This is a genomic window from Halovenus salina, assembly GCF_026410925.1.
GTDB classification, from domain to species: domain Archaea; phylum Halobacteriota; class Halobacteria; order Halobacteriales; family Haloarculaceae; genus Halovenus; species Halovenus salina.
On the sequence record NZ_CP112972.1, the window covers coordinates 2,931,322 to 2,956,806 of the forward strand.

32 protein-coding genes and 1 tRNA gene are annotated in these 25,485 nt (G+C 61.2%); 21 read left to right on the forward strand and 12 right to left on the reverse strand.

Going from position 1 to position 25,485, the window contains the following annotated elements; genetic code table 11:
- Positions 1–14 precede the first annotated feature (14 nt).
- The 3 genes from OSC37_RS14760 (at position 15) to OSC37_RS14770 (ending at position 2,661) form a co-directional block, all read left to right on the forward strand.
- On the forward strand, positions 15–1,160 hold the full coding sequence (locus OSC37_RS14760) for an AI-2E family transporter (protein ID WP_267162196.1): 1,146 nt from the start codon (positions 15–17) through the stop codon (positions 1,158–1,160).
- A gap of 151 nt (positions 1,161–1,311) precedes the next feature.
- On the forward strand, positions 1,312–1,836 hold the full coding sequence (locus OSC37_RS14765) for a hypothetical protein (protein ID WP_267162197.1): 525 nt from the start codon (positions 1,312–1,314) through the stop codon (positions 1,834–1,836).
- A 162-nt stretch (positions 1,837–1,998) separates the two neighbouring features.
- Positions 1,999–2,661, forward strand: coding sequence for a helix-turn-helix domain-containing protein (locus OSC37_RS14770; protein ID WP_267162198.1), 663 nt, complete (start codon positions 1,999–2,001; stop codon positions 2,659–2,661).
- Between the two features lie 20 nt (positions 2,662–2,681).
- Here the strand turns inward: OSC37_RS14770 and OSC37_RS14775 are convergent, their stop codons facing one another.
- The gene (locus OSC37_RS14775; RefSeq protein ID WP_267162199.1) at positions 2,682–3,209 is read right to left on the reverse strand and encodes a hypothetical protein; all 528 of its coding nucleotides are present in this window, start codon (positions 3,207–3,209) and stop codon (positions 2,682–2,684) included.
- 241 nt (positions 3,210–3,450) lie between these two features.
- Here OSC37_RS14775 and OSC37_RS14780 point away from each other — a divergent pair, with 241 nt between their 5' ends.
- Positions 3,451–4,416, forward strand: coding sequence for a hypothetical protein (locus OSC37_RS14780; protein WP_267162200.1), 966 nt, complete (start codon positions 3,451–3,453; stop codon positions 4,414–4,416).
- A gap of 64 nt (positions 4,417–4,480) precedes the next feature.
- Here the strand turns inward: OSC37_RS14780 and OSC37_RS14785 are convergent.
- Positions 4,481–4,552: transfer RNA gene (locus OSC37_RS14785), tRNA-Thr, on the reverse strand.
- Between the two features lie 74 nt (positions 4,553–4,626).
- Positions 4,627–5,277 (reverse strand): DUF7114 family protein, encoded by a 651-nt coding sequence (locus OSC37_RS14790; protein WP_267162201.1) that lies wholly within the window; start codon positions 5,275–5,277, stop codon positions 4,627–4,629.
- An 88-nt stretch (positions 5,278–5,365) separates the two neighbouring features.
- Here OSC37_RS14790 and OSC37_RS14795 point away from each other — a divergent pair, with 88 nt between their 5' ends.
- Genes OSC37_RS14795 through OSC37_RS14805 form a run of 3 tightly spaced genes read left to right on the forward strand, consistent with a single transcriptional unit; the run spans position 5,366 to position 7,092 of the window.
- Positions 5,366–5,893 carry an SRPBCC family protein gene (locus tag OSC37_RS14795; protein ID WP_267162202.1) on the forward strand — a complete coding sequence of 176 codons (528 nt, stop codon included), beginning with the start codon at positions 5,366–5,368 and terminating at the stop codon, positions 5,891–5,893.
- Positions 5,894–5,943: 50 nt separating this feature from the next.
- On the forward strand, positions 5,944–6,378 hold the full coding sequence (locus OSC37_RS14800; RefSeq protein ID WP_267162203.1) for an SRPBCC family protein: 435 nt from the start codon (positions 5,944–5,946) through the stop codon (positions 6,376–6,378).
- An 18-nt stretch (positions 6,379–6,396) separates the two neighbouring features.
- Positions 6,397–7,092, forward strand: a complete 696-nt coding sequence (locus OSC37_RS14805) for an enoyl-CoA hydratase/isomerase family protein (RefSeq protein ID WP_267164204.1) — start codon at positions 6,397–6,399, stop codon at positions 7,090–7,092.
- Position 7,093: 1 nt separating this feature from the next.
- Here the strand turns inward: OSC37_RS14805 and OSC37_RS14810 are convergent, their stop codons facing one another.
- Positions 7,094–8,053 carry a hypothetical protein gene (locus tag OSC37_RS14810; protein ID WP_267162204.1) on the reverse strand — a complete coding sequence of 320 codons (960 nt, stop codon included), beginning with the start codon at positions 8,051–8,053 and terminating at the stop codon, positions 7,094–7,096.
- Positions 8,054–8,168: 115 nt separating this feature from the next.
- Between OSC37_RS14810 and OSC37_RS14815 the strand changes: the two genes are divergently transcribed.
- The 6 genes from OSC37_RS14815 (at position 8,169) to OSC37_RS14840 (ending at position 13,256) form a co-directional block, all read left to right on the forward strand.
- Positions 8,169–9,329: a sensor histidine kinase gene (locus tag OSC37_RS14815; RefSeq protein WP_267162205.1), complete on the forward strand. Its 1,161-nt coding sequence runs from the start codon at positions 8,169–8,171 to the stop codon at positions 9,327–9,329.
- Between the two features lie 47 nt (positions 9,330–9,376).
- Positions 9,377–10,417, forward strand: coding sequence for a chemotaxis-specific protein-glutamate methyltransferase CheB (gene cheB, locus OSC37_RS14820; protein ID WP_267162206.1), 1,041 nt, complete (start codon positions 9,377–9,379; stop codon positions 10,415–10,417).
- A 38-nt stretch (positions 10,418–10,455) separates the two neighbouring features.
- Positions 10,456–11,529, forward strand: coding sequence for a saccharopine dehydrogenase family protein (locus OSC37_RS14825; RefSeq protein ID WP_267162207.1), 1,074 nt, complete (start codon positions 10,456–10,458; stop codon positions 11,527–11,529).
- A 33-nt stretch (positions 11,530–11,562) separates the two neighbouring features.
- Positions 11,563–11,844 carry a DUF357 domain-containing protein gene (locus OSC37_RS14830; protein WP_267162208.1) on the forward strand — a complete coding sequence of 94 codons (282 nt, stop codon included), beginning with the start codon at positions 11,563–11,565 and terminating at the stop codon, positions 11,842–11,844.
- Between the two features lie 182 nt (positions 11,845–12,026).
- On the forward strand, positions 12,027–12,992 hold the full coding sequence (locus tag OSC37_RS14835) for a transcription initiation factor IIB (RefSeq protein ID WP_267162209.1): 966 nt from the start codon (positions 12,027–12,029) through the stop codon (positions 12,990–12,992).
- Between the two features lie 84 nt (positions 12,993–13,076).
- Positions 13,077–13,256 carry a DUF7836 family putative zinc-binding protein gene (locus OSC37_RS14840; RefSeq protein ID WP_267162210.1) on the forward strand — a complete coding sequence of 60 codons (180 nt, stop codon included), beginning with the start codon at positions 13,077–13,079 and terminating at the stop codon, positions 13,254–13,256.
- Here OSC37_RS14840 and OSC37_RS14845 read toward each other — a convergent pair whose 3' ends face one another.
- The 4 genes from OSC37_RS14845 to OSC37_RS14860 form a co-directional block, all read right to left on the reverse strand.
- A complete protein-coding gene (locus tag OSC37_RS14845; RefSeq protein ID WP_267162211.1) occupies positions 13,257–13,661 on the reverse strand; it encodes a translation initiation factor IF-2 subunit beta in 405 nt (134 codons plus the stop codon).
- 84 nt (positions 13,662–13,745) lie between these two features.
- On the reverse strand, positions 13,746–14,276 hold the full coding sequence (locus OSC37_RS14850; RefSeq protein WP_267162212.1) for an acyltransferase: 531 nt from the start codon (positions 14,274–14,276) through the stop codon (positions 13,746–13,748).
- 46 nt (positions 14,277–14,322) lie between these two features.
- The gene (gene purD / locus OSC37_RS14855; protein WP_267162213.1) at positions 14,323–15,615 is read right to left on the reverse strand and encodes a phosphoribosylamine--glycine ligase; all 1,293 of its coding nucleotides are present in this window, start codon (positions 15,613–15,615) and stop codon (positions 14,323–14,325) included.
- A gap of 174 nt (positions 15,616–15,789) precedes the next feature.
- Positions 15,790–16,452: a helix-turn-helix domain-containing protein gene (locus OSC37_RS14860; RefSeq protein WP_267162214.1), complete on the reverse strand. Its 663-nt coding sequence runs from the start codon at positions 16,450–16,452 to the stop codon at positions 15,790–15,792.
- Positions 16,453–16,635: 183 nt separating this feature from the next.
- Here OSC37_RS14860 and paaA point away from each other — a divergent pair, with 183 nt between their 5' ends.
- Genes paaA through OSC37_RS14895 form a run of 7 tightly spaced genes read left to right on the forward strand, consistent with a single transcriptional unit; the run spans position 16,636 to position 20,087 of the window.
- Positions 16,636–17,541 carry a 1,2-phenylacetyl-CoA epoxidase subunit PaaA gene (paaA, locus tag OSC37_RS14865; protein ID WP_267162215.1) on the forward strand — a complete coding sequence of 302 codons (906 nt, stop codon included), beginning with the start codon at positions 16,636–16,638 and terminating at the stop codon, positions 17,539–17,541.
- Between the two features lies 1 nt (position 17,542).
- On the forward strand, positions 17,543–17,818 hold the full coding sequence (locus tag OSC37_RS14870) for a hypothetical protein (RefSeq protein WP_267162216.1): 276 nt from the start codon (positions 17,543–17,545) through the stop codon (positions 17,816–17,818).
- Positions 17,815–18,612, forward strand: a complete 798-nt coding sequence (paaC, locus tag OSC37_RS14875) for a 1,2-phenylacetyl-CoA epoxidase subunit PaaC (RefSeq protein ID WP_267162217.1) — start codon at positions 17,815–17,817, stop codon at positions 18,610–18,612. The genes OSC37_RS14870 and paaC overlap by 4 nt, the downstream gene beginning before the upstream one ends.
- 2 nt (positions 18,613–18,614) lie before the next feature.
- Positions 18,615–19,040, forward strand: coding sequence for a metal-sulfur cluster assembly factor (locus OSC37_RS14880; RefSeq protein WP_267162218.1), 426 nt, complete (start codon positions 18,615–18,617; stop codon positions 19,038–19,040).
- Complete coding sequence (locus OSC37_RS14885; protein WP_267162219.1) at positions 19,037–19,255, forward strand: PaaD-like zinc ribbon domain-containing protein; 219 nt, start codon at positions 19,037–19,039, stop codon at positions 19,253–19,255. Before OSC37_RS14880 ends, OSC37_RS14885 begins: the two co-directional genes overlap by 4 nt.
- Before the next feature lie 18 nt (positions 19,256–19,273).
- Positions 19,274–19,783, forward strand: coding sequence for a GNAT family N-acetyltransferase (locus tag OSC37_RS14890; RefSeq protein ID WP_267162220.1), 510 nt, complete (start codon positions 19,274–19,276; stop codon positions 19,781–19,783).
- Positions 19,773–20,087: a 2Fe-2S iron-sulfur cluster-binding protein gene (locus tag OSC37_RS14895; RefSeq protein ID WP_267162221.1), complete on the forward strand. Its 315-nt coding sequence runs from the start codon at positions 19,773–19,775 to the stop codon at positions 20,085–20,087. Before OSC37_RS14890 ends, OSC37_RS14895 begins: the two co-directional genes overlap by 11 nt.
- Positions 20,088–20,452: 365 nt before the next feature.
- On the opposite strand, the gene OSC37_RS14900 is transcribed toward OSC37_RS14895, so the two are convergent.
- From OSC37_RS14900 to OSC37_RS14915, 4 genes are all read right to left on the reverse strand, one after another.
- Entirely contained in the window at positions 20,453–21,268 is an 816-nt protein-coding gene (locus OSC37_RS14900) for an ABC transporter permease subunit (RefSeq protein WP_267162222.1), read from the reverse strand.
- Positions 21,265–22,095, reverse strand: coding sequence for an ABC transporter permease subunit (locus OSC37_RS14905; RefSeq protein WP_267162223.1), 831 nt, complete (start codon positions 22,093–22,095; stop codon positions 21,265–21,267). The genes OSC37_RS14900 and OSC37_RS14905 overlap by 4 nt, the downstream gene beginning before the upstream one ends.
- Positions 22,095–23,009: an ABC transporter ATP-binding protein gene (locus tag OSC37_RS14910; protein WP_267162224.1), complete on the reverse strand. Its 915-nt coding sequence runs from the start codon at positions 23,007–23,009 to the stop codon at positions 22,095–22,097. Before OSC37_RS14910 ends, OSC37_RS14905 begins: the two co-directional genes overlap by 1 nt.
- Positions 23,010–23,079: 70 nt before the next feature.
- On the reverse strand, positions 23,080–24,048 hold the full coding sequence (locus OSC37_RS14915) for a quinone oxidoreductase family protein (protein ID WP_267162225.1): 969 nt from the start codon (positions 24,046–24,048) through the stop codon (positions 23,080–23,082).
- A gap of 150 nt (positions 24,049–24,198) precedes the next feature.
- Between OSC37_RS14915 and OSC37_RS14920 the strand changes: the two genes are divergently transcribed.
- The gene (locus OSC37_RS14920; protein ID WP_267162226.1) at positions 24,199–25,431 is read left to right on the forward strand and encodes a carboxylate--amine ligase; all 1,233 of its coding nucleotides are present in this window, start codon (positions 24,199–24,201) and stop codon (positions 25,429–25,431) included.
- Positions 25,432–25,485: the final 54 nt, after the last annotated feature.

Below are 25,485 nucleotides of genomic sequence, written 5' to 3' on the forward strand. Positions count from 1 at the left end.
GAACACTTGGGGACATGAATACGACACGGGCCCTCGTCCTCCTGCTCACAGCGGGGTTGCTCGTACTCGCTTTCTTGCTCGTCCAACCGTTCCTCCAGTTTTTCCTGCTTGCGGTGTTGTTGGCCTATCCCTTACGGCCCGTGCAGGAACGCTTCGAGGGGACGTTCGGCAAACAGCTTACCGCGGCCGGTATCGTCATCTCGGTCACCGTTGCGATTGTGTTGCCGATTCTGTACCTCTTACAGCTGGTCCTGAGCGAGGCCCGAGGGCTGCTCAAACAGATTCGAAGCGGCGAGGTCACGTTCACTGTCGTCGAAACCTGGATACGCGACACGACTGGAGCCGACATCGACCTGCTCGAGTCCGTGATGAGTGGGGTCCGTGGAACGGGGTTTGGGACGGTCGACGGTGCGCTCGGCCTGTTCCGCACCGTGACGAACCTCCTCATCGGGCTGGCGCTGACGATGTTCTTGCTCTATTACTTCCTCAAAGACGGCGGCCGATTCTATCGCTGGCTCGATGCGACAACTCCCTTCCCCGACCATATCCAGCGCCAACTCCGCAAGGAGTTCGACGATGTGATGTGGGCGGTCCTCGTCAGCCACGTATTTATTGCGGTCATTCAGGGAATCGTTGCCGGCCTCGGGCTCATCGTCCTCGGCGTGCCAAATGCCGTGTTCTGGACGGCGGTGATGATACTGCTTGCCGTCCTCCCCATTATCGGGTCATTTCTCATCTGGGGGCCTGCCTCATTCTATCTCGTCAGTATCGACCAGCCAGTCGCAGGCGCGGCCCTGTTCATCTACGGAGCCATCGTCGTCAGCCTCAGCGATGACTTCCTCCGTCCGCTGATTATCGACAGGTACACCGAGACGAGACTTAACCCCAGTGCCGTCATCCTGGGGGTCGTCGGCGGCGTCTATCTCATGGGCTTTATTGGCATCTTCTTCGGCCCGGTGATTATCGGGTCGCTCCGGGCGGTGCTTGACGTCTACCGTCGGGAGTACGTCGAGAATGGCTCTGGCGAAGGCGATACCGACACAGCGTCGGATGAGCCGGAAACTGCTGAAGACACCCCGCCGCAAACTGCTGATGCAGACGGCCCCAACGACGACAACCCCGACGAACAGCACGACGAGGAGCCAGAACACAACGAATAGCTTGATATGTCTGAATAGAAACCAGACGGGACTACCTTTGAGCTGGCACTCGACCGGAGCCAAATATAATTTCTGGATACAAAAATTGAAATAAGATGTGCCTTACCCTCCAGGCAGAATGTATAATATCGAACCAGAAATATTAGTCTCCGTGGCTGAACCAAAGGTATCAGGTAAGTTTGTACAGGGGTTCGCGAACAGCGCCGGCGAAGTTTCGCCGGTGTTTGAGCGGAAACTTCGGAAGTATCTACAAGAACACGGCATTGAGGAGATTGATTCGGACAGCTGGTATAATTTTGACCAGTTTTGGAGGTCGACCAACGATGTCGAGGACGCGGTCGGAGAGATGACCTCTGTTGTCGGTGGCCGGACGATGGTAGCGTTGATTGAACCGCTGGATGGCAGTCAATCGCTGGCTGAAACAATGGAGATTGCCGACGAGGCTAACCGCAACGCCTATCGGAACTTCTCTGTTGAATCTGCCGGCCACTGGAGTTACGAAGAGACTGAGGACGGGTTCCGACTCGCAACAATCGGTGGGTGGCGACATCCGGCGAAGTTTACGAAAGGCATTATGGAAGGATTTGTCGAGAACTCGATAGATTACGAGATGGACAATCTTGAACAGACGCGCCCACAATCGGACGAAGTGTACGCATTCTTTGTTCCAAAATAGTATCACCATGGTAGTGACTCGCTATTTTTACACAGCGAGGCGGTCTCAGCGGCGACACCAGGATACTGCCACGTTTTCTAGAACTGCGTTGTCTAGCCAGAACCCAACGAAATCAGCATATCTCACAACAGGCTTATTGGGAAGTATTTACAACGCAAATATGTGATTCAACCGACAGTCTCTCTCGACGGCCGAATCCTGGGACCAACACGGGAGGAATGGCCTGACAGACGAATTGAAATCGTCGACTGGGTGAACAACGCTCCGGACAAATTCGAGGTCCACATCGAAGTGGCTACCGACAGGCCGGAGACGTTTACAGACCTGCTTGACTGGGACGACACGGTCTGTGACTACGAACACTTCGGCGCTGTTGCCGGAAGACACCGCTACATCGTCGAGTACACACCAACACTTCCAGACATCAGAGCACATAACAGCGTCGTCGATAACGGCGGCATTCCACATCGCTGTTACACCCTCGACGACGGGAGCTGGATGGTTGAGCTGAGCTTTACCGACCGACACTCGTTTGGTCTGTTTCGAGACCGGTGTGACGAAATCGGACTGCCAATCAGTCTCCAGCGCCTCCAGACCGTCCAGAACCCGGACCGAGGAGAGTATGGACTGACTGACAGACAGCAGACTGCGTTGAAAACGGCGCTCGATGCAGGCTACTTCGACTACCCACAGGAGGCGACACAGAAGGAAGTCGCCTCACAACTCAACATCTCGCGGCAGGCGGCATCGGAACTCCTGCACAAGGGGCTGTGGCAGGTACTCACCGAGACAGTTGGAGCATACGCCGACAGCGATTCCGAGTGAGCATCGCTTGTCGGCGGTGGTTACCAGTGTAGCTCGAAGGCGTGAACCTCGTTCGGGTTCGGCTCTGTCTCCTCGATTTCGACGTGTGTTGCGTTGCTCGTCTGTATGACCACCTCTTTCGACGCTCCTCGAAGCAGCGTCTCTGGGTGTCTGTATCCGCCGGTGGTCGAAATCCGGTAGGTCGTTGCATCGACCTGTTCGTACTCCACACGGCCATCCGATTCGTAGTCCCAGTTTTTGTGTGTTCTTTTGTGCTGCTCGGCGAACGTCGCCATCCCATCGTCGATTTCGTCTTTCTCCATGATTGGCTTGTTGACCCGAACCATCTCGCGGCCGGCCTGCTGGACAGACATGTCGCCGACTTCCTCGACGAACGCAAACAGCGCGTCCAAGTAGTTTTCTGCGTCGTACCACTCGTCTTCTGCTGGGTCTGTGATGCCGTGGTCGGCGAATATCTCGCGTGCTTTGCTCGCGAACACCGGCGACACCTCTCCGGTGCTCTCGATGAACGCCAGTACGTTTGTCCCCGTGACTTTTGACGATGACATACAGATTATTGTTGGAGAGATGGCACAATCAGCGATTTCCTGCATATGCAGGGTTGGGCGGTCACTGGACACACAGCGCTCCGACTCGGCTTTCTCTTGGCGGCACGGTTTCGACAGAGCGGTTCCCGGATACGCGGCAGCTTGACCGTCAGAGCCGATATCTTTAGGGAAAGCGGGAAAGACAGTCAGCAATATCGCCGATAGCGTTCGTCCATTGGCAATCCAACCCACGAACTACACTATGACGACCAAAGGCCTCGGACATCTGCACGGCATGACGGGTGAGACATACCCGCCAGAGGAGAAGGGCCACTACCGGCGCAGATTCGAGTGGCAGACACTCGGCAACGAGTGGCGACTGACGCTGACGATTCCCAAATCGCTCATCCAGTACTACGACGCCCGTGCACGGAACACGCGGGACCGGGGTCCCTTCGTCGTCGACCCCTACCACGAGGAGGAAATTGCGTTCATCGCCGACGAAATCGAACGCCTCAGCGACGCCGAGGGGTATTCTAAACGGGAGATGATCGAGATGGCGACGGCGTTCGTCCAGCAGTTGCCCTACACGAAAAACGACGTGACCGCGGGCATGACCCAGTACACACAGTATCCGCTCCAGACGCTGGCCGACCGCGGCGGCGACTGCGAGGGGGCGAGTATCCTGCTGGCAGCGATTCTCCGAGAGATGGACTACGGCTGTGTGTTGCTCGGGCTATTCGACGCCGGACACATGGCACTCGGCGTTAAAGGCGCAAGCGACCTCCCCGGCACGTATTACGAGTACGGCGGGAACCGCTACTACTACTTGGAGACGACCGACCCGAGTTGGGATCTCGGCGAGGTTCCTCCGTCGGTACAGGACACCACCGCCGAGGTCCAACCGGTCGTCCCGCGACCGACGCTGGTGTACGGCTGGGGTACCAGCGTCGAGACAGGCGGCGAGGTCACCGTCAGCGCCGCAATCAGAAACGTCGGGGATGCCCGCGCTGAGGACCTCTCGTTCTATGCCGCGCTGGAGGACGAGGGGGAACGCGTCTACGCGGACGGAGAGGCGGACCTCGACTCGCTCGATGCCGACACGGGAACGACCGCGACGGTCACGTTACATCCCCCAGAAGCGAAACGGCTTCGTCTGTCCACGGCAGTTCTCCTTGACGACGACATCCACGATTTCGACCGGAGCGAGTGGCGTCGTCCGGTCTGACGGAGGCCCTCTACGTTCGCGTAGTGGCAGCTAGACGCTGGTGATCTGTGAGGAGTATAGAAAGAGCCTAGGCCGGAATTTGAATCCGGGGTCTCGTCCTTACCAAGGACGCGCTTTACCGCTAAGCTACCCAGGCACGCATCAAACCGTTGCCGCGATTGGTGTTTGAACGTTTCGATTTGCCCCATGGTTTGGGGCTTGTTCACGCAACTACTTGTCGTACTCCTCGGCCCCAGTTACCTCCGGACGGCCGGCCAGAGATTGAATCCGCTCGTCGACACCCTCCAGGGCGGTTTCCGGGCCGGCGAGAGGCGCGGAGCCAATCTCCTGGGCGAGACTCTCACCGTAGGCGGTCACCGATGGAGGGACCGTCTTGAGTGCCATATCGGCACCGGTGTTGACCGCGAGGGCGACGAAGTCCGCTTCGAGCGAGTACTCGCCGTCTGTCAGCTCGCCGTTCTGGTCGTAGGTCTGATAGCGGCCAAAGCGCCGGGCGGCCTCGACGGCCTCCTCTGAGACGCCCGTGTCCGCGAGGTAGTAGTAGCCACGCGAGACGAGAACGGCGGCGGCAAGCAGGTCGAGATAGTAGCTGTTGGCGTTATCGTCGTCCCAGCGTTCGCCTTGGAGTATCGAGCGAGTCAGGCGCAGCCCCTCGTAGGTGAGCTGGACGCCAGCGCCACGGAGTGCACACGCATCCATGTCCGCAGACGGTTCGAGCGTCCGGGCGACCCGAACCGTGAGAACGGCAGGGGTAAGCGGCCCATCAGCGAGACGCGTCTGCAGACGGCTCTGGAACGCGGGCGGGTCGAGGTCCGTGATGGATTGTTCCAGCGTCTCCCTGACGACGGTGACTTCTGTCACTACCCCTACCTTGGTCAACGAGCTAAAAAGCCCTTTGAAAGTGCGTGTCGTTCACAACAGGAAAGTAGCCACGGCACACAGAACCCGTGTGCAGCGCCTGGAAATCAGTACCGATGTCCACCTCCCGCCTGGGGACGTCTACGAGTTCCTCCTCGATTTCCCCCGGTATGCCCGTTACTCGGAGTATCTCGACCGCGTCGAGCAGTACGGCGAGGGCGGCCCCGGCACCGAGTACGACCTGGTCTTCTCGTGGTGGAAGCTCTCCTATACCGCACGTTCGGAGGTGACCGATGTCGACCGGCCCCGGCGAATCGACTGGCGGACAGTCAAAGATATCGACGCTAGCGGCTACTGGCGCGTCGAGTCAGCTCCCGACCGGGCACCTGAGGGCGTCGAAACCGCCTCCGAGGTGTTCTTCGTCGTCGAACTCGATACCGACAGCGCCAGCCCGAGTGCAATCAGCATCCCCAGCTTCATCTCGTTCGACGGCGTCCTCAACCGTGTTATTCCGAAGATACAGGCCGAGGGTCGACGCGTCGTTGAGCGCGTCGTCGCCGATCTTGAAGGCGAGCAGCGAGACATCGAGTTACGGATTCACGAGACACCATCGCTGTGAGAGCGCCGACAGAAACAAGGGTTAACTACCGGAGTTCCCAACGCAGGGGTATGACTGTCGAGGTGGAGCGTTCGTTCGATGTCGATGTGCCGATAGAGGTGGTGTGGGAGCTCCTTTCTGACGAGGAGATACGGGCAGAGACAATCGGTGTTGTCGAGTCCTACGACACACGCCCTGGGGGCCAACACAACGAGGTGGTCTGGAATCTCAGCCTTCCGATCCCGGTCATCAGTTCGACAGTGGCTGTCAAGACTCGGGATGTCGAGCGCCAGGCCCCGAACTACGTGAAATTCGCCGGCACCTCGAAGGTGATGACGGTGACCGGCGAACACGAACTCTCGGAAACAGAGACGGGCTGTCACGTCGTCAATCGGTTCATGGTCGACGGCAAGGTGCCCGGTGTCGAGCGCTTTTTCGAGCGCAATATCGACACGGAGATGGACAACTTCCGGAAGGCAATTGTCGCGAGCGCAGAGGACGCGTAACCGATGTCTGCGGGTGAGATGATACGGACCGAGACAGACGGACCACTTCGGGTGGTCACACTCGACCGGCCGGACCGACGGAACGCGCTCGACCCCGACGGACTGGACGCGCTGTCGGCGGCCGTCGAGCAGGCGACCGAGCCCGTCGTCTACCTCCACGGCGCAGGCGAGGCGTTCTGTGCCGGGGCCGACCTGAGTGTTGTCTCGGAGCTAGATCGGGAGGAGGCCGTGGCTTTCGCCGAACACGGACAACAGGTCGCTCGCACGCTCGAAACCTACGATGGGGTCGTCGTCGCGGGCATCGACGGGGCCGCACGCGGCGGTGGTGTCGAACTCGCCCTCGCCTGTGATATCCGCGTCGGAACACCGGAGGCGACCCTCTCCGAAAGCGGCGTCTCCCTCGGGCTGTTTGGTGCGTGGGGCGGCACCGCCAGACTGTCCCGAATCGTCGGCGAGACGGTCGCGATGGACATCTCGCTATCTGGGCGTGTCCTCTCGGGCACAGAGGCTCGCGAGGTCGGACTGCTCAGCCGCGTCGTCGAGGAGCCGCGTGCCGTCGCGACCGAGATTGCGGCCAACGACGCTGGAGCGCTCCGTACGATTAAACAACGCATCCGAGACGACGATTCCGTCGAGACACAAGAAACGCGCGCGGCAGCAGCCTTCGGCAACCTGATTGCGGACAGCAATCTCGAATCTGTTTCTGGCGAGTGAGTTACGGCACGACCTCGAAGGGCTCGTACGCCCATTTGCCGTCGCGGTAGGCCCGCAGGTAGTAGGCGATTCCGGGCTGGTGGGCCGCACCTGTGATGATGTGAATTGGGCCGGTGTCCGGCCCGTTCGAGAGGGCGTACGCAGCGATGCGTTCGTTCCGTGCATGTGTGAACAGTTCGAGTTCGGGGTCGTGTCGCCGGAGCCACTCTCGTTCGAGGGGTTGGGGGAGAAACACAGTTCGGTAATACCGCTGGAGGTCGGCCAGCTTCGCCGGATTCCGGGCGGCCTCCTTCGAGAGCTGAAACGAGGTGAAATCCTCGCCCGTCGCCAGCTCCTCGTGTGAGGTGAGAAAGTCAGAGGCGAGGTCGCCGACTGCTGCGGTGAAGGCGTCGCCGTACATGTGCCGACCTGCGTCGATGAGCGTGAACGCACGCTCCCGGAAAGCGGATGTCACCGTCCGGATATCGTCTCCGAACCCCTCCCCGTCGAGAAACGTCTGCTCGACTGCGGGCACGTGTGAGTCGATATCCCGCTCCCTGCAGTGGTGCATCGCCCACCGGTAGTCGTCAGCCTCACAGACTACGTCCATATCCGAGAAGTACATCGGCCGGATTCCCTGTTCACAGTAGACTGCCCCGCCGTCCAGAAACTCCCGGACGTGCTCACGGAGGTAGTCCTGCTCTTCGACAGTATCTGCGTGGGTGATACCGTGGACGAACACCGGTCGGCCGGCGATATCGACCCGTGTTCCCGGGACGCCAGTCATCGTGTCTGTCTTCGTTGTCTCGGTGCGTTCTGTGAGTGCCTGCCAGCTCTGTTTGGCTTCGAGGTAGGCCTCGTGTTCCGAGACCATCCCGACGATATCGGCTAGCTCGGCGAGCGAATCTGCTGATTTGACGGCTTCGAGCCACGCACGCTCGTCGTCAGTCAGCGCTGACTGCCAGGGAGACTCCTCGCCCATAGTTCTAGTTGGAGCGCCAGGAATAAACGAGTATCCCGTCTGTGCAACGTGACCGTCGGCACGCTCGGCAGCAGGTGCCAGTACAGTTTTAGGAGTGGCGCGAGCAGTGGGACCAATGACCGAACGGGACAGCTCGCGGCCCGACAGGCCGAGAGTAGACGAGGACGATGGATGGCCACCCTGGCTCTGTGCGACCGTCGAGACGGTCCACAGCGTTCTGGACGAAACCGAGTCCGCCCCGGAACTCGGCACGACACTGCCGGCGGCAATCTCCGCGAACACGCCGGTCAGCTTCGCCTGTGTCACCACACTCGACGAAGAAACCGTCCGGGTTCGGAGTTCCTCGGCCGAGGTACCTGCACGCCTCGACGTAAAATCTCCCGACCAGACGCTGACCGCGCAGGCCGAATCGACGGGTGACCTACAGCGGGTGACTGACAGGCCACCGGAGGATGTTCGCCTGCTGGCCGAACACATCGAGAGCGACCTCGACAGCGCCGCGGCCGTTGTCGCTGTGCCTCTCTGTGCCGAAGGAACGTCGTACGGGGCGCTCCATCTGTGGACTCCCGAGTCGTCGGAGCCGGTGGGCGTGCTCACGTCCCTGGGGCGGAGGGTCGGCAGACGGTTGCACGCGCTCGAATGCGCCGAGCAACTGGCCCGCGAGCGGGAGCGACTGGACTCGCTCCGGAGTCTCGTCTCACACGATCTCGGTAACCCGGTGAACATTGCGTCAGGCCGGGTCGAACTCGCACGGGCAGACGAGGATACCTCGCATCTCGACAGCGTCGACGGCGCGCTGGAAGAGATTGACGCGCTCATCGAGCGTGGCGTCCGGCTCGTCGAGGTCGGACAACAGCCACTCGACCGCGAGAGTCTCTCAATCGCCTCGATCGCACGCGATAGCTGGGATGATGTCGGCCGAGACAGCGGAGATTTGGTCGTCACGGACGGCAGAGTCGACGGTGAACGCGAGCGCGTCAGAATGTTGCTCAACGAGTTGGTCCGGAACGCCTTCGCTCACAGTGAGGGAGAGATAACGGTCGATGTCGGGCCGCTCTCGGAGTCACAGGGGCTGTACGTCGCCGACGACGGACCCGGAATCCCGCCAGACGAACGCGAATTCGTCACCGACACGGGGTACACGACAGACTCGGCTCGGGAGGGTATCGGACTCTCTGTCGTGACCGAGATTGCTGGCGCACACGGCTGGGACGTTTCCCTTGAACCGCGGGAGCCGTCGGGTACCCGCGTCGAAATCATCACCAGCCACTGGTAGGTGGCGTGAACGGTGAATGATAAGTGCCGGGAACCGGTAGCCGAGATATGGTTGACGCAGTCGTCGTCGACGACTCCCAGTTCATGCGGGTACAGATAGCGGAGGTGCTCAAGGACGGCGGCATCACCGTCGTCGGCGACGCGGCCAACGGCAAGGAGGCAATCGACGCCGTCGAACACCACGACCCTGACGTGGTGACGATGGACGTCAAGATGCCAGGGATGGACGGTATCGAAGCCGTCGAGCGCATCATGGAGACAGATCCGACACCGATTCTGATGCTCAGCAGGTACACAGAAGAGGGTGCCGACACCACCTTCGAGGCGCTCGAGGCGGGGGCAGTCGACTTCTTTCGAAAACCTGGCGGCGAGGTGTCGACCAGCCTCGTCCAGTTCGCAGACGACCTCGTTGAGGCGGTCTCGGTGGTCGCCACGGCAGACGTGTCAGCCGTTCCGTCGGCTGACGCCCCCCGAACAGCGTCGGTCACGACGCCACAGGGGACGCCAACACAGCCACCGACGATACTCATCGCCGCCTCGACGGGCGGGCCGCCAGAGGTCCAGTCCATACTCGCCTCGCTGCCGGAAACGCTGAACGCCCGGGTGCTCGTCGTCCAGCACATGCCAGGGGACTTCACTGACCGGTTCGCCGAGCGTCTGGACTCGATCTGTGAGCTCGATGTCAGCGAGGCCGAGCGTGCCGGTACGGTTGGGCCCGCCGAAGCGATTATCGCACAGGGCGGCTCGCACCTTCTTCCTCGTGAGGACGATGGCGTCGAGATTTCGTACAGACTCACCGACGACGAGCCGGTACACAACGTCCGTCCCGCCGCCGACGTGACATTCGAGGCCGGCGCGGCTGTCTGTACTGAGCCACTCGTTGGCGTCGTCCTCTCGGGGATGGGATACGACGGCGCAGTCGGGGCCGAGCATCTCGCTGAGGCCGGGGGGACCGTCCTCGCTCAAGAGCCAGCCGAGGCCAGCATCGCCGGAATGCCGAAACACACCATCGAAACCGGCGTTGTCGACGGCGTCTTCCCGACGAGTGAGATGACAGACGAAATTGTCGATATCGTCGCCGACGAGTAGAAGGGATACTTTTCACCGACCCCGTCGTACTCCCGCATATGAAGACACTCGTCTACGGAGCCTACGGCTACACCGGCAAGCGAATCGCACAGGACGCGCTAGACCGTGGCCTGGACATCGTCGTCGCCGGGCGCAACGGCACGAAAACCCGGGGCCTCGGCATCGAACTCGGTGTCGACGCTCGCGTCGCCGAGCCTGCCGAGCTAGCCTCCGAGTTGGACGATATCGATGCGGTGCTCAACTGTGCCGGACCGTTTGCACACACCGCCGAACCCGTCGTCGACGCCTGTCTCGACACGGAGACGGCCTACCTCGATATCACGGGTGAGATTCCCGTCGTCGAGATGCTCGCAGAGCGTGACAGAGACGCAGAGGCAGCGGGCGTTCCGCTGTTGCCGTCTGTCGGATTCGATGTGGTGCCGACGGACTGTCTCGCCTGTCATCTTCACGACCGCCTTCCTGGGGCGGACTCGCTCACCCTCGGTGTCGAGACGCGGGCGGGACTCTCCCGGGGAACGCTTGAGACGGTGCTGGAACACGCCCGTGATGGCGGTGCAGTTCGCCGTGACGGCGCGCTCGAATCGGTCCCGGTCGGGAGCCGGACCCGACAGATAGATTTCGGCACCGGGTCCCGAACCGGAATGCTCGTGCCGCTACCGGACGTGTCGACAGCGTACTACACGACCGGAATTCCAGATATCGAGACCTACGTCGCGGCACCCGACTCTGCGGGCCGGATGCTCCGTCTGGGACAGCCGCTGTTGGCGCTGCTCGCGGTCGGGCCGGTCCGTCGTCTCCTCCAGCGGGTTGTCCGGGCCGTCGCCGATGACCCGCCCGTACAGCCACGCGAGCGCGACCGGGTCTCGGTCTGGGGCGCGGTCACCGACGGCGATCGGACCGCGGTTTCTCGTCTCGAAACACCCGAGCCGTACTCACTGACGGTCGATGCCGCGACGACCGCGCTCGAACGACTCGACGCCATGGCCGAACTCCCGACAGGGTTCGAGACGCCTGCGGTCGCGTTCGACGCGGAGTTCGTTCTCGGACTGGATAGGGTCGAGGGATTCGACGACGAACCGCTCGGAGCGCCCGAGACACCGACCTCGGAGTAACAGAACTATGCCTGCGGGGGGTATAACAGGCGTATGGCCGACCTCACTGAGAAGACCGACCGATACGAACAGCTGCTGGCCGAGGCACTCGACGCCGCGGAAATCGCACCGCCGGAGGAGACGCCGCTCGCGACCGGTGCCGCCGACTGCATCGAGATGGCACAGTCTTACCTCGACGACGGGCGACACTTCCGTGCCGAAGACGATTACGTGAACGCACTGGCAGCATTCTCCTACGGCCACGCCTGGCTGGACGCGGCCGCGCGACTCGGCGTCCTCGACGTTCCCCGTGAGGGACACCTGTTCACGGTCTAAGCATCTCTCCGCCCGTTTTTATTCAGAGAACAGCATCCGTAGCTGCCGCTCTCTTGATCAAATCTGACCATAGCTATGACACAGATATGCCAAAGATTTATATATTTGCAACGCTAACTAAACATTAGCGAAAGAGCTGGTAGAGGTATGTAACTTACTCAACCGGCAACAAGAGCAATACAATGAGTGAATCACCACCCCGCGTCCGAACGAACGAGCGAACGACCGAAGAGACAAGCGAGACCACGGAGACAGAGGTCTGCCCGGAGTGTGGCGGCAGTCTCGTCAACGACACCGAACACGGCGAAACCGTCTGTAGCGAGTGTGGGCTCGTTGTCGAGGAGGACGAGATTGATCCCGGCCCGGAGTGGCGGGCGTTCGATTCACGGGAGCGTGACGAGAAATCTCGCGTCGGTGCACCCACGACGAAGATGATGCACGACAAGGGACTATCGACGAACATCGGCTGGCAGGACAAAGACGGCTACGGCAACGCTCTGTCGAGTCGCCAACGCGAGAAGATGCAACGGCTGCGCACCTGGAACGAACGGTTCCGCACGCGAGACTCGAAAGAACGCAATCTCAAGCAGGCGCTGGGCGAAATCGACCGGATGGCCTCGGCGCTCGGTCTCCCCGAGAACGTCCGCGAAACGGCGAGTGTCATCTACCGCCGCGCGCTCGAAGACGACCTGCTGCCCGGCCGCTCCATCGAAGGTGTCGCGACCGCATCACTGTATGCGGCCGCTCGCCAGGCCGGCAATCCACGCTCGCTCGACGAACTCGAACGCGTTTCGCGGGTCGACCGGATGGAGCTCACCCGGACCTACCGCTACATCATCCGGGAGCTTGAGCTCGAGGTCAGGCCAGCCGACCCCGAACACTACGTCCCTCGGTTTGCCTCGGACCTCGGTGTCTCCGAAGAAGCCGAGCGCCGCGCCCGCGACCTGCTTGATCAAGCTCGTGAGGCAGGGCTCATCAGCGGCAAATCGCCCGTCGGCCTGGCCGCTGCAGCCATCTACGCGGCTTCGCTGTTGACAAACCAGAAGCTGACACAGAGCGAGGTCGGCGACGTTGCCGACGTCTCCGAGGTGACCATCCGGAACCGCTATCACGAGTTGCTGGAAACACAGCCCGAGACACCAGCCTGAACGCCGCCACGTCTCCGGATTTAGTTTCGTTAGCTGAGAACTGACACAAAACTTTTCACCAGTCCCTGTGTGGCATTAATACGCATGGAAGAAGCGTACGTTCGGTTGCTCTGTCCCGAATGCAACAAGGAGTGGCAAGAACTGCCGGGCGAGTTACCCGAGAGTCACCGCGTGTTACACTGTCCGAACTGTCACGCGAGTAGACGCGTCTCGGAGTTTACGCGCACAGAACACGACCTCAAAACCCTCAAACAGCTCGGATAGCTATCCCGAGGTCGACGAGCGGGCACCGCAGGCAGCACACTGCAGCAGTTCTACCTCCTGCTCGTTCACGATATCGGTATCTGGAAGTCCACACTCTGAGCAGAGGACGAACCGCTCGGAGTACGCCTCCAGCGCGTTCTGGATGCGTCGCTCGCTGAACTCACCGGTGAATCGACCGCGACCGCTCTCGTCGATGTGTGCGCTCGTTCCCAGCTCATCTTGGAGGAACTTCAGCAGGTGGTCCTCATCGCGGCCGAGGTCCCGACAGACCTGCTGGAAGTTCTCGAATACTGTGGCGTGACCTTCCTGTCGGACGTCGGGGTCAGGAACCGAGAATCGCTCCGAACTCCCCTCGATATCGGGCGTTTCTTCAAGTCCCTTGTTGAGCATGTCGTCGTAATCCATACACGCGATTTCGGCCGGAGACTAAAGTGTCTCGCGTTTTCCCGCTGCCTGCTTGCTATCTGTTCACAACCGCGAACCAGTTACTCACTCCGCCGAGTCACTCGTCGGTTCTGCCGGCACCCCGGCGACTGTCGTCTCCGGTGGTACGTCCTCCGTGACAAGTGAGTTCGCGGCGACCCGGGCACCCTCGCCGATTTCGACTCCAGGGAGGACGATAGCACCTGCACCAATCATTGCCCGCTCACCGATGACGACAGGACCGGTCCGGTACTCCTCGTGGAGGAACTCGTGACAGAGAATCGTCGCGTCGTAGCCGATGATTGCGTCGTCCCCGACGGTAACCAGTTCAGGCCAGAACACGTCCGGTGTCGACTCCAGCCCCCAGGCGACGCCGCTCCCGACGGCCATCCCGAGTCGACGGAAGAGGAATCGTTTGAGCTGTAGGCTCGGACAGAGCCGACAGAACAGGATGACGGCGTAGTTGATGGCGACCCGAAGTGGACTCCGTGCCCGATACCAACGGTGAAGAGAGTTGTGTCTTCCGGGGCGTCGGTGGCGGGTGACGCGGTCGTGTCGACGCGCTCTCTTGTTGTCGTCTGCCTCGTCGCCCTCCATCACACACCGGTAGTCGGGCCGTCTTCTTGAAACCCGCTGGTCGACGTTACTCGTCGCGAAGCTCTGCGACGTGGTCGAGACGCTGCTGGACCAGGTCCGGCTTGCCGATGTCGTGGCGCATCCGCAACCCCTCCTCGCCTGCAGCCGCGAGTGCGTCCTCGGCGATCTCCTCGGCGGCTTCGATTGTCTCTGCGACGCCGACGACGGCAAACGAGCGCGACGTGGTGGTGTAGATACCGTCCTCGCGCTCGTCGACTGAAGCATAGAACAGGAGCGCGTCACCGGCACTCTCCTCGTCGATGGCTACTCTGGCACCCGCTTCCGGCTCCGTCGGGTACCCCTCGGGGACCGCGTACTTACAGACGGTCGCCTGTCGCTCGAAGGTGAGCTGGGGCAGTGCATCCCCCTCGCGGGCGGCGACCAGCACGTCGAGCAGGTCGGTGCCGAGCACGGGGAGGGTATTCATCGCCTCGGGGTCGCCAAAGCGGGCGTTGAATTCGACGACTTTTATGCCCTCGGCGGTCAGCATGAACTGGCCGTAGAGAACTCCCTTGTACCCCGCAAGTGCGTCGACGACGGCCTGGAGAACGTCGACTGCTTCCATGTAGTCGTCCTCAGTCATGAAGGGAAGGGAAAGACCGGCGTCGCTGTACGAGCCCATGCCACCGGTGTTCGGCCCCTCGTCGCCCTCGTAGGCGCGTTTGTGGTCTTGGACCGCGGGGGCGACGCGCACGTCCCCGTTGGCGACGAAGGCCTGGACGGTGAACTCCTCGCCGACGAGCCGTTCTTCGAGAACGAGCCTGTCGTATCCCGACTCACGGATGTACTCTTTTGCCTCCGCGGCGGTCACCTGGTCGCCCATGACCTTGACGCCTTTGCCGCCGGTCAGCCCGGCCGGCTTGACCGCGAGGTCACCGTCGAACTCGTCGACGAATGCACAGGCGGCCTCGGTATCTTCGAACGTCTCGAAGGCCGGCAGGCCGGGAATGTCGTGTTCGTCCATGAACCGCCGCTGGAATGCCTTGTCCGTCTCGATGCGGGCCTCTGCCTCCTGGGGGCCGAAAGCGTAGACGCCTGCCTCGTCGAGTGCGTCGGCGACACCGGCCGCCAGCGGCCCCTCCGGACCGATAACCGCGAGCGTCGCGCCGACCTTGTCGGCGTACGAGCGAACCGCTGTCGGGTTGGTCGTCTCGAGGGTCTCGAACCCCTCGGCAAGTTTCGCGATGCCGGGATTTCGGTTGCCTGCACAGGCATACAGATCGGCCTCAGTGTCAGCAAGGCTCCGTGCGAGCACGTGTTCGCGGCCGCCGCCGCCGATGAGCAGCACTGTCTCGTCCATACCGGAACCACCGCCGTACTCGGTGTAAATGTTGCGCTCTTGGCAACCAATCCGATGGAGTGTTCCTGATCGTGGTTATTGCGGGTCTGTCCTGATATTCGTGACGCGGTCACGAATCGTCGAGACGAAATCGAGAACAGTGTGTGAGACGAACGGCCGTCTTCGGGACGGCTCCTAGTCTGTCCCGGCGAGGAGTTGTTCGAACACTGTCTGTTGAGCCCGCTTCAACCGACCGAGAAACGACGACTTGCTGATGCCGAGTTCCTCGGCGACTGCCGAGGCGGTCGTGTTCCGTGGAACTTGGAAGTAACCCATTTCGAGTGCCGCCACTAACGCCTCCCGTTGCTGTTTCGTGAGAGTGCTCTCTATCGTGGCGTCGAGGCTGTGATCGGTCGTTGATTCCGCCGTGAGTTGGGAGATTCGTTCCAGGCTGACGTTTCCTAACTCCTGGGCGGTCTGGATGACATCTCGAAGGATGTCCCTGCCTACGACCGAGCCCCGGAACCGTTCGGTCCCGTCGACGATGCAGATCTCGTGTGGCATAAACCCGGCCGTCGTGAGTTCTCGCAGGATACACGAATCATGCAAGAGACACCGACAGTGGGCGACGCTGCCGTCGTTGACCACCTGGAGGGAATCTATCTCGGCAGTTTCGTCCAGGGACTCGGTGAACTCGTCGGTCTTGCCCTCGGTGTGAAAGTGCAACAGCGTTCGACCGTCGTCCCGATGGGCTGGCGGAGTCTCGTCTACCACCACGTCGTGGTCTGCCGTCGTCTCGACGACCGGGCAGTCGTTACCTGTCACCGTGAACTCCACGACGAGGCAGTTATCTATCATGACAAACAATACCACGACTGTGCATCTCAATAAATCCGTTGATAGTATCAGTATCGGTTCGCCGGTCGGGTGCGTCCGGGCAGGTCGTCGACACAGTCGGGGCCGTCGACGGGTAGGGTATTTAAATATCGCTCTATAGAGCGATGGGTCTCTATGGCTCTTCTCACCCAATAGAGTACTGTAATGAGTTCCGAACAATCGATCAAAGAACGAGTCCAAAACGGCGAGAAGGTAGAGCCGTCCGACGACTTGCCCGAGGAGTACAGGAAAGCGGCTCAGCGGATGATTCAGTTCCACGCCAACAGCGAAATCGTCGGGACGTTGCCCGAAAAGCAGTGGATAAAAAAGGCACCATCGCTCCAGCGAAAGCGTGCGATCAGTGCGAAGGTTCAGGACGAAGCCGGACACGCACAGGTGCTTTACCGTGTAGCCGAAACCCTGGGGCTGAAATCCCGCCAGGAGATGCTCGACGAACTCGTCGAGGGCGACTCGAAGTACGTGACAGTGTTCAACTACCCGACGAAGACCTGGGCTGATGCTGGCTATATCGCGATGTTTATCGACGGTGCGGCGATGTTCCGACAGGGATCGCTGGTCGAGTCGTCGTACGCGCCCTACTCGCGGGGACTGCGCAAAATCTGTTACGAGGAGTCGTTCCACGTCAAACACGGCGAGGACATCGTCCGCTCGCTGGCGACGGGCTCTCGCAAAGAACAGGAGATGATCCAAGACGCAGTCGACCGCTGGTACGAGCCGACGTTGCAGTTTTTCGGCCCGCGTGACCACATGTCCGACCACACCGACGAGTTGCAGGAGTGGGGACTCAAAGTGAAGAGTAACGACGAACTCCGCCAACAGTTCCTCGACGAATTCTACGTGCCGAAGCTCGAAAAGTACGGGCTGGAACTGCCCGACGACAAGCTCGAGTACGACGAAGACGCGGAGCGCTGGAACTACTCACAATTGGACTGGGACCACTTCCTTGACGTATCGCGTGGGGGTGGGCCGATGAACGATGAGCGGCTGTCCGACCGCCAGGACGCCCTCGAGAACAACGACTGGGTCCGCCGAGCAGCGGGGGTGGCCTGATATGGCAGAGACACCTGAGGAGCACGTCTACTACGTGTTCCGTCGTCAGGCGTCGGGCGCTCCGCTGACCGAAGTCGGGAGCGTCGACGCGAAAAGCGAACAGCTCGCAAAAATCTATGCCAAGGAGAACTACGCCCGCCGCAAGCGGACGACGAACCTCGTCGTCGTCTCTGCCGAGGACATGCACGAAATCGGCGACGACGCAGCCTACGGGGGCGCTCTGGATAAAGAGTACCGGAACGACGAAGGATACGACGTGGAGGGCTTCCCGGCATGACTGTTACAGCACTCTCAGAAATCGGCACTGCAGAGATAGACGAGTTCGAACACGGACTGGCCGTGATCCTGCTCGAAGCGGCCGACGACGATCACGTGATAGGCAACAGGACCAGCGACTGGACCGGCGTCGCGCCGACCATCGAGGAAGACGTCTCTATCAGTAACATTGCACAGGACGAACTCGGCCACGCTGAAGGGCTGTACGAGGAAGTTGCAGATATCGTCGGCTCCAGCCTGGATTTCCTGGCCTACAGGCGGTCACCCGAGGAGTTCCGGAACGTCCAGCTCGTTGAGCGCGAGTTCGAGGACTGGGCCGATACGGTCGTCAGGCAGTATTTCTTCGACGTGGCAGACGCCATCCGGTTCGAGGCCCTACTGGACGGTGACGTAGCCAAGTACGACGAGTCTCTCGCCGGTTATCTGGAGAAAGTCAGCGAAGAGGAGCAGTACCACACCGAACACGGCGAGGTCTGGCTCGAAACGCTCACGGAGGACGAACAGAGCAAAGCGAAGGTTCAGCATGCAATCGACGAAAACTGGGTCGATGGCATCGCCTTCTTCGAGTCGACGCCCCACGTCGAGGCTGACGTCTACTCTGAGCCACTCGAAGAGCAACGTGAACAGTTCATTACGGAGGTCACGTCTACGCTCAACGAGTTCGGGTTCGACGTTCCGGAAACCGATGTCAGTGACGTGGGTGCCGGACGGGCTGGCAAGCACACTGACGACCTCGACAATCTGCTCGCAGAAACCCGCGAGGTCCGCGAGCAGGGCGTGGATGTACCTGCATGACCATGGACGTCACAACACTTCTCGAACGGAACGCACCCGGGTTCGAACGTGACGCGGTCGAGGACGCCTTTCCAGCGTACGAACTCGACGGGCCGCTGACCGAAGACGACATCTGGGAGGCGCTGACGGATGTCGAAGACCCAGAGCTCCCGGTGAGTCTCGTCGACCTGGGCCTCATACGGGGGGTCGAACTCGAAGACGGCCACGTGGCGGTGCAGATGACGCTAACCTACACGGGGTGTCCCGCCCGCGAGATTATGCTCACGATGGTCGAACGTCGCCTCGAATTGCTCGACGGTGTCGAGAGCGCGACTGCCGAGTTGGACTACACGGAACCCTGGTCACCCGAGGATATGACAGACGAAGGACGCGAACAACTTGGTGACGCTGGCTTCGCCTGTCCGCTCAGCGGGAGGTCCCAGCAATGAACAAAAAAATCGACCAGAATGACACGGGCAACGGGGAACCGGGCGTCAACGCCCGGATGGACGAAAACGCCGGTCGGCCAGTCGAGGGCGGAGAAGTCGAATGCCCCTACTGTGGCGGCACCGAGACACACGTCGAGAACGCCCGTGGCCCGTCGCTGTGTCGGACGATATACTACTGCGAGGACTGTGACAGTCCGTTCGAACGCTTCGGCTAAGTGTTCTTTCGAACAGATATGGAATACGAGACATCACTCACAGACGCGACAGTTCGAACCGCAGACCAGGACGACACAAACGAAATCATGTCGTTGTGGGACGGCTACGCAGACACCCTCGTCGACTACGACGAACGGTTCAGAATCGAGGAGGGCGGCCGGGTGAAGTGGGAAGACTACTTCACGAACAGCCTGGTGAACTCCTCGCGCGGGGACATCCTCCTCGCCCAGCGAGACGAGGACGTCATCGGCGCGCTAGAGGTCCGTGTCACCGGTGGCCACCCGGTCTTCAAATTTGGCAAACACGGGATGGTCTACGGCCACTACGTCCACCCCGAGTATCGCGGCGAGGGGGCGGGCCGAGCCCTTCTCGAAGCAGCACAGGAGTGGTTCCGCGAGAAAGAGATGCCGTTCTGGCGAATCGAAGTCCTTCACGGTGTCGAGGAGGAAGCGCTCTACCGAGACATCGGTATGAAACCGATGGAAGTAATCTACGAAAAGGAGCTGGTAGACGACGATGCCAGATAGCGCCGATTCGACAGGAGACGAACGCACAGGTGAGACGTACACCTGCGAGTTCGTCGACGAGGGCGTCGAAATCGAGGTTCCCGGAGACGAATACATCCTCGAAGCGGCGCTCGATGAGGGCCTCGACATCCAGTACTCCTGTCTCCAGGGCGTCTGTGCCTCCTGTGGCGCCAAGGTTGACGGCGAGGTCGAACAGAGCGAGGAACACGCGCTTACGCAGTGGGAGAAACAGCAGGGATACGCACTGCTCTGTGTCTCTTATCCACGCTCGGACCTCACCATTCACTCGAACGAGGAACCGTGACTGACGATGCCTGTCGTGAGAAGACGCGACGCGCACAGCCTCGGTTCGCACTCGGCGACCATCTCGGTCCCGACACGCTCGGTTTCCGTTCACTCTACTAGTTGCGGTTATTTTCGCCCCCGCGTCATGAGTTTTTACACTACCACATATTGGGGGGTCTTTGTCTTTGCCACGGCGGGAACGACTCTACCGATCAGATAAGACGGTTGCACTGTCCGAACAATCTGGTGCTGCTTCAACTCTGAAACGCTAGATACGACCGATAGACAGCCTTTAGATTGAATCTAGCAGATAACGGCTGAAGCCCCATTAGTCAACAGCGCGTCTGCGGATTCGATTCGAGCGAAGAATTTCGAAGGCAGCTCTCAGAGGTCGACCCGGGAGAACGCCGCGTACCCGATTGTGAGCGGGACGATGACCCAACCGACCAGCAAGAGTGCGGCGACCCAGGCCTCGGCGAACCATGGTGCGCCAGCACCCGTATACGCCGATGCGATATCGATATCGAACAGCGCAGCAGTAACACGGTCGAACGACTCCATCGGTGAGGCGAGCTGAACGAACGTCGCCCACTCCGGTGGGTCAGAAAGGGGCTCGCTGTCGAACCGCCAGAGCAAGAGCAGTATCGCGTTGACGACATCCTGCCAAAGAATGCCAAGCACTACGTAGGCACCGAATGCTCCGGTCGTCACCCGACGGTTCGACGTCGTGCTCATCGACAGGCCGATTGCAATACCGAGGAATGCAACGCCAAGTAGGACACTCAGCAGCGCGAACAGCAGGTATTCGACGACCGGGAAGGAGTCAAATAGCACCGCAATGACGGCCGAGGCCCCAAGCAGGCCGACGAGGACTGGAATCGCCAGCACGACCGACCGGCCGACCAGCTTGCCGAGAACCATCTCCCGGCGCGTGTGTGGCAACGAGAGCAACAGCGCAATCGTTCCGGACTCGCGTTCGTCGACGATGGCTTTGTAGCCGAGGATGATGCTCACCAGCGGGACGAACAACACGAACCCGGCCGCGGTGAGTTCGATGAACTGGAGCAGTTCCGCGTCCTGGCCCTGGCTGAGGTACGTGATGATTCCGAGGTAGCCGACAAAGAGGACCAGCAGTCCCCAGAGCGTCTTCGAGCGTGCTGCGTCGAGAAAGTCCTTGCGTGCAATCGCGACCCAGCTCATAGGTCAGTCACCTCGAACCGCCAGTACCCCAGTGTCAGCGGCACCACGACCCAGACCGCAAACAGCGCCAGCGCGACCCACTCGCCGAGATACCACGGTGCGTCGGCGCTGAGATAGGGGCCGGTCATGTCCTCCTCGAAAAACGCCGCGACCAGCCTGTTGTACAGCATCGTCGGCTCGATGCCGTAGACGAACAACAGCGGGTCCGGCGGCGTCCCGTTGATGACACCAAGTCGTCTGAGCGCGATGTTGATGCCCTGTCGGACGCCGTCCCAGACGAGGACGAACAGGAAATACGAACCGAAGCCGGTCATCGTCGCAAGGCGCTTCGAGGTGGTGAACGTCGAGACTGCGAGACCGATACCGTAGAAGATGCCGCCGAATGCGAGCGTCAGCAGGATGTAGCTGCCGTAGCTGAGCGTCGACATCGCCGTCACCGACCCGAACGGGTAGACGACGAGTGCCCCGGCACCGACGAGTCCGATAACGACGCCGGCAAACAGCCACAGGCCGCGACCGACCAGCTTCCCGAAGACGACCTCGCGCCGATTGTTCGGCAGCGACAGGAGGATATTCAACTGCCCTCCCTCTCGCTCCCCGACGATGGAGTTGTAGCTGAGCAGGATGGCCAGCAGCGGCAACAAAAGCGTAATAGAGCCGGTCATGAAGCCGGCAAACTCGCCTTTCGTTGGGTCGCCCTCGACGGTGATTGGATAGATGTATCCGCCGAGCAGACAGACGGCGACGAAGAAGTACAGCAGATACCGCAACAGCTTCGAGTCCCGGGACTGAGCGTAATCCTTCCGCGCTATCGCCTGCCATGTCATCACCGGCTCCCTCCAGTGTATTCCGCGAACATGTCTTCGAGCGATGCCTCCTCGGTTCGGAAGTTGTTCACCTCGACGCCAGCGTCGTTGAGCGCGACCACTACGTCGAGTTTGGCGTCGTTCGAACAGGTCACCTCGACCTGGGTCCCTTCCTGGGTCAGCCAGGCTTTCTCGACGCCTTCGAGCGTCTCGATGTCGTCGAGCATCCCGTTCTCGATAGCGTCGACCTGTATCTGGAGCTTCGTGCCGCCGCCGACAGACTCCCGGAGCCCCTCGATGGTGTCGATAGCGGCCAATTCTCCCTGGTGGAGGATACCAACGCGGTCACAGACTGCCTCGACCTGTTCGAGGATGTGGCTCGAGAAAAAGACCGTCGCCCCGCGATCGGCCTCTTGGAGAATGATGTTGCGCATCTCGCGTGCGCCGTTCGGGTCCAGCCCCGTCGTCGGCTCGTCGAGAACGATGAGGTCTGGGTCGCCAATGAGCGCCATTGCCAGCACGAGCCGCTGTGCCATCCCCTTCGAGAAGCCGCCGGCCTGCCGGTCGGCGGCGCCTTGGAGTCCAACCCGGCTGAGCAACTCCATCGGCTCCTCGGTGGCGTCTTTCGAGTCCATCACGAATTCGAGGTGTTGGCGGGCGGTCAGGCGCTCGTAGACCTGATACCCCTCTGGAAGCACGCCCATCCGTTCGCGGGCCTGCTTGCCCTCTGTCTGGGAGTCGTGGCCGAAGATACGGACGTGGCCGTCTGTCGGCCGGACAAAATCCAGAAAGATATTTATCATCGTCGACTTCCCGGCACCGTTGGGACCCAAAAAGCCGAACACTTCGCCTTCCTCGACCGTGAAATCAACCCTGTCGAGTGCGGTCACGGTCCCGTATCGCTTCGAGATATTTTCGACCTCAATCGCTGCCATGGTATACGGCCAATTGAATACCACTATTTAAATCAGTACTGACCAGTTTCCCCGCCTGCAACGGCCGATATCAAGGCGTCAAAACGACCTTTCCACTCGATTTCCGGGACTCGATGTACTCGTGGGCATCCGTGACTGCCGCGAGGTCGAACGAGCGGTCAAACTGGACCTCCAGGCCACCGGATTCGAGCAGTTCTGTTAGTTCTGGAACTGCTTCGAACACGCGTGTTGGTTGTCGCTGTGTCGCCCGTCCGAGGTGATAGCCCTGGATAGTTTTGTTGCCAAACAGTATCTCGTCGGTCCGGAGCCGTCCCGGCTCGCCCGAAGCGGCCCCGTAGACGACCATCCGGCCGAACTCTTTGAGCGCGTCGAGCGAGCGTGCGCTCGTCTCGCCGCCGACGCCGTCGAGCACCAGGTCGACACCGTGGTCGCTCTCGCTCTCGATTACTGCCGCGAAGTCCTCCTCTTTGTAGTTGATCGGGTGGTCACAGCCCAGCCGCTCGGCCAGCGCCAGCTTCTCCTCTGTCGATGCGGTCCCGAACACCTCTGCGCCCGCCTCGCTGGCGAGCTGAACGGCCGCCGTTCCGACGCCGCCCGCCGCGGCGTGAATCAGAACGCTCTCGCCGGCTTCGAGCTCGCCCCAGCTGTGCAAGCAGTTGTGGGCCGTCAGAAACTGGACCGGGAAGCCGGCGGCCTCCTCGAAGGACAGCCCCGCCGGAATATCGAACAGGCCGGCCGCGTCCGCGGTGACGTACTCCGCGTAGCCGCCCGAATCGAGCATCGTCACCACCTCGTCGCCCGGCTCTCTGCCGACGCCTTCACCGACCGCGTCGACGACGCCCGCGACTTCGAGGCCCGGCGTGTACGGCGGGCTCGGCCCACCTTGGTAGTGGCCGCGTCGCTGCATGATGTCGGCGAAGTTGATACCTGCTGCCGTGACCTCGATACGGACTTCACCGGCGTCGGGTTCGGGCTGTGCAACCTCTTCCACGTCGAGTACGTCACGACTTCCGTACTCTTTGACACGTACTGCGTGCATCCATTGTTCAATCGCACCGCACGAGCAAAAGGCTGTGGTCAGCGACCGATACACGAGTTAGGTGGCTAATGAATGAAAAAAGACAGGACGGGGTGGTATTGTTCGCCGCTAGCAACGAGTCTATAATGGCCGTCGGACATATTCCGGGTAATGGCAGCCTTTCAGTCCCACGAACAGCTCGTCAGCGCGATCGAGGACACAGCGTTCGAGCGACCGCCGGCACTCATCGCAAACGCACATATCACCGGACTGAGTGTCGCCCGCGCGCTCTCGGCCCACGACGTCCCGGTCATCGCCGTCGACCGGACCGGCGACGGTGTCGCACCGCCCTCGAAACACGTCGACTTCGCAGGCCAGGTGACGTACCCACTCGACGACCAGGCGGCCTTCCGTGAGGATATCGAAGCCATCGCCGAGGCGGCAGGGACCGACCTCGTCGGCTTTGGCTGTATGGACGAGTGGGTCCACGCGCTCGTCGACACCGAACCCGACGGCGTCAGGCTCCCCTTCTCTGACCGGGCGGTCATCGACGACGTACTCGACAAGTCCTCGCTGTACGAGACTGCCGAAGAACTGGGCGTGCCGTACCCGGAGACGGTCCCGCTCACAGCAGAGGCTGACGTGGCCGAAGTCACCGAGCGGCTGGGACTTCCGCTTGTGGTGAAGCCGGCGTTCAAACGCGAGTTCGAGGAAGTCGTCGGCACCAACGTCATCGAAATCGAGAACGAGGACGACCTCCGTGATGTGGTCGATCTCGCCGCCGAGGAGGACATCGAGATTATGGCACAGCGCCGCGTCGACACGGCTCGAGGGCGTGACCACTCGCTTGCTTCCTATCGAGGCCCGGACGGGGAGACACTCTCACTGGTCGGAAACGCACGCGTCCGGAACCCGCTCGATTTCGGCACCTCCTGTCTCGTCGAACGGAGTTCCGAGCCAGCCATCGAAAAGCGGGCGCTCGCGGTGCTCGACGAGACCGGCTACCACGGCATCAGCGAGGCAGAGTTCGTCTACTGCCCGGACCGCGAGGAGTATCTGTTGCTCGATGTCAACACCCGCCCCTGGAAGTGGATTGGGCTCCCGGTTGCGGCCGGCGCGAACCTCCCCTACGCCGCCTACGCTGACGCCACCGAGGCAGCCTACGAACACGACGGCATCGAGGACGCGCGGTGGGTCTATCTGCCGGATTATCTCGACTTGCTGGCGACCGACGACGGCTTCCGGGACCGCCTCAGTCGGAACGACTGGACCGCGCTGGTCGACGGGAGCTTCGACGGGGGCGGCGACCTGACGACCGCCGTCTACCGACCGTCGGACCCCGAACCGGCCTATCGGGCACTCCGGACGGCCGTCGGCGGGCAGGAGTACTACTGCGCCTGTTGAGCAAGTATTTCCGGCAGTTCGGGCGTTCATCTGTCTGGGGACCGAACTCGGGGG